Source organism: Ruthenibacterium intestinale, assembly GCF_040096265.1.
Classification (GTDB): domain Bacteria; phylum Bacillota; class Clostridia; order Oscillospirales; family Ruminococcaceae; genus Ruthenibacterium; species Ruthenibacterium komagatae.
In genome coordinates, this window is sequence record NZ_JBBMFA010000001.1 from 1 (window position 1) to 2,995 (window position 2,995).

The following is a 2,995-nucleotide window of genomic DNA, read 5'->3' on the forward strand; positions in this document are numbered from 1 at the left end:
CCCCCCCCCCCCCCCCCCCCCCCCCCCCCCACGCTTGTTTTGGAGGAATGTGGGATGGCGAAAAAAGAAGTCAAAACCAATGTGATGCGCATGCTGGACAAGGCCGGCGTGGCCTATACGCCCCATGCGTACGACGCCTCGGACGGGGCCATCGACGGGGCGGCCGTGGCCCGAAAGCTGGGGCAGGACCCCGCCGCGGTGTTCAAGACGCTGGTCACCCAGGGCGCCAGCAAAAATTATTTTGTGTTCGTGATCCCCGTGCTGCGGGAGCTGGATTTGAAAAAGGCGGCGCGGGCCGTGGGCGAAAAAAGCGTGGCCATGCTCCATGTGGCGGACCTTTTGAAGGTCACGGGCTACGTGCGGGGCGGGTGCAGCCCGCTGGGCATGAAAAAGCCCTTCGTCACCGTGCTGGACGAAAGCTGCCTTTCCCAGCCGGCCATCGCCGTGTCCGCCGGGCACATCGGGTTTCAGGTGGAGCTGGCCCCTGCGGACCTGCTGAAACTGGCCCGGGCGCGCACCGCGGACGTGACCCAGGGCGATTTGGCCTAAGGTCTAAAATGTTCCCGCCGGGACAGGGTTTCTTTGTGCGTTTCTCTGAACTTCCCGAAAGCGGTTCGGCGCACATTGATTTCCCCGGAAGGACAGAGTACAATAGAGGTGTATTTTCCTTCTGAAGGGAGGCCGTCAGGATGATTCGAAGCGAAATGCTGCAAAAGCAGATGGCACACGGGCATCGTGCGGCCTTCGGCAGGGGCCGGCGCGCCGAGTACGGGTCGGGGTGCGCTCTTGTATGGGGGAATCGTGTATCCGTGTAAGCAAAGGGCCGTGGTGCAAGTGCACCACGGCCCTTCTTGTTTTGGATGGGAAAGGTGGAAAAGAACATGGAAACGAAAAAAGTAGCCATTATCATGGGGTCGGATTCCGACTGGCCCTGCGTGAAAGGGGCCGCCGCGCAGCTGAAAGCGTGGGACATTCCCTTTGAAGTGCACGTGATGAGCGCGCACCGCACCCCCGCCGCTGCCGCCGCCTTTGCGCAGAGCGCCGCGGACAAGGGCTTCGGCGTGATCATTGCCGCCGCGGGCATGGCGGCGCACCTGGCCGGGGCCATCGCCGCCAACACCGTGCTGCCGGTGATCGGCATTCCCTGCAAGGGCGGTGCCATGGACGGGCTGGACGCGCTGCTGGCCACCGTGCAGATGCCCAGCGGCATCCCCGTGGCCACCGTGGCGCTGAACGGCGCCAAAAACGCGGCCGTGCTGGCCGCCCAGATGCTGGCCATTCACGACGGGCGCATCGCCGGGCTGCTGAAACAGGCCCGGGCGGACATGGAAAAGGACATCGCCGCCAAGGACGAAAAGCTGCAGGCCGAACTGGCAGCGCTGTAACATTGCCACCATTGATTATTTTTTAATAGAGAAAGGGAGCACAGGATTATGAAAAAGCTGGAACAGTTGTACGAGGGAAAGGCCAAGAAAGTGTACGCCACCGACGACCCCAATCTGGTGATCGTGGATTATAAGGACGACGCCACCGCCGGCGACGGCGCCAAAAAAGGCACCATCCGCGGCAAGGGCGTGGTGAACAACAAGCTGACCAACAACCTGATGAAGATGCTGGCGGGCGAGGGCGTTCCCACCCACTTTGTGGAAGAGCTCAGCGACCGTGAGACCGTGGTGAAAAAAGTGGAGATCGTGCCTCTGGAGGTCATCGTGCGCAACGTGGCCGCGGGCAGCTTCACCAAGCGTCTGGGCGTGCCCGAAGGCACCGTGCTGAAGATCCCCACCATCGAGTTCAGCTATAAAAACGACGAGTATCACGACCCCCTCATCAACAGCTACCACGCCCGCGCGCTGGGCCTGGCCACGGAAGAGGAGATCGCCACCATCACCAACTATGCCTTCCGGGTCAACGACATCCTGTCCAAATATCTGTTGAAATTCAACATCCGCCTCATCGACTTCAAGCTGGAGTTCGGCCGCCTGCCCGACGGCACCATCGTGCTGGCCGACGAGATCAGCCCCGACACCTGCCGCTTCTGGGACGCCACCACCGGCGCGCACCTGGACAAGGACCTGTTCCGCCGGGATCTGGGCGGCGAAGAGGAAGCCTATCAGGAAGTCATGGCCCGTCTGCTGGGTTGAGAGGTCTGCCATGAAAGAGATTTGGAGCGATAAAGTCCACGAGGAGTGCGGCGTGTTCGGCGTGTATCGCCGGGGCGACGAACTGGACGTGGTTTCCACCACTTATTACGCGCTGTACGCGCTGCAGCACCGCGGCCAGGAGAGCTGCGGCATGGCCGTGAACGACGACGGCGTGTTCTACAAACGCCGGGAGCTGGGCCTGGTGAACGAGGTGTTCACCAAGGACGTGCTGGAGAGCATGCCCCGGGGCAACATGTGCATCGGCCACTGCCGGTACGCCACCACGGGCACGCCCGTGCGTGCCAACGCCCAGCCCTTTGTCATCCGCCATGTAAAGGGCCCCATGGCCCTGGCCCACAACGGCAACCTGACCAACGCCGCCGAGCTGCGGGAAGAGTTTGAGCTGATGGGCGGCATCTTCCACTCCACCTCCGACACCGAGGTCATCGCCTACACCATCACCCGGGAGCGGCTGACCGCCCCCAGCATTGAAAAGGCCGTGGAAAACGCCATGCCCAAGCTGAAGGGCGCCTATTCGCTGGTGGTCATGAGCCCCCGCAAGCTCATCGCCGCCCGGGACCCCTACGGCTTCCGGCCCCTGTGCCTGGGCAAGATCGGCGACAGCGACGTGGTGGCCAGCGAGAGCTGCGCCATCCATGCGGCAGGGGGCGAGTTCGTGCGGGACATCGAGCCCGGCGAGATCGTGTGCATCGACGAAAACGGCGTGCACAGCGTCCGCACCCACTGCGGCAAACCCACGTCCCTGTGCGTGTTTGAGTTCGTGTACATCGCCCGGCCCGACTCGGTGGTGGACGGCGCTTCCGTGCACCGTGCCCGCCGGCGCGCCGGCGCGC

5 protein-coding genes are annotated in these 2,995 nt (G+C 63.3%); all 5 read left to right on the plus strand.

What is annotated here, in order from left to right; all coding sequences use genetic code 11:
* Positions 1–54 precede the first annotated feature (54 nt).
* Complete coding sequence (gene ybaK, locus WMO24_RS00005) at positions 55–549, plus strand: Cys-tRNA(Pro) deacylase (protein ID WP_349213945.1); 495 nt, start codon at positions 55–57, stop codon at positions 547–549.
* Positions 550–689: 140 nt separating this feature from the next.
* On the plus strand, positions 690–815 hold the full coding sequence (locus tag WMO24_RS00010) for a hypothetical protein (protein ID WP_349213946.1): 126 nt from the start codon (positions 690–692) through the stop codon (positions 813–815).
* A 66-nt stretch (positions 816–881) separates the two neighbouring features.
* Positions 882–1,385, plus strand: coding sequence for a 5-(carboxyamino)imidazole ribonucleotide mutase (purE, locus tag WMO24_RS00015; RefSeq protein WP_349213948.1), 504 nt, complete (start codon positions 882–884; stop codon positions 1,383–1,385).
* 48 nt (positions 1,386–1,433) lie between these two features.
* On the plus strand, positions 1,434–2,141 hold the full coding sequence (purC, locus tag WMO24_RS00020; protein ID WP_349213950.1) for a phosphoribosylaminoimidazolesuccinocarboxamide synthase: 708 nt from the start codon (positions 1,434–1,436) through the stop codon (positions 2,139–2,141).
* Between the two features lie 10 nt (positions 2,142–2,151).
* Positions 2,152–2,995, plus strand: an 844-nt coding sequence (locus WMO24_RS00025; RefSeq protein ID WP_349213951.1) for an amidophosphoribosyltransferase, incomplete at its 3' end; no start/stop codon positions are given.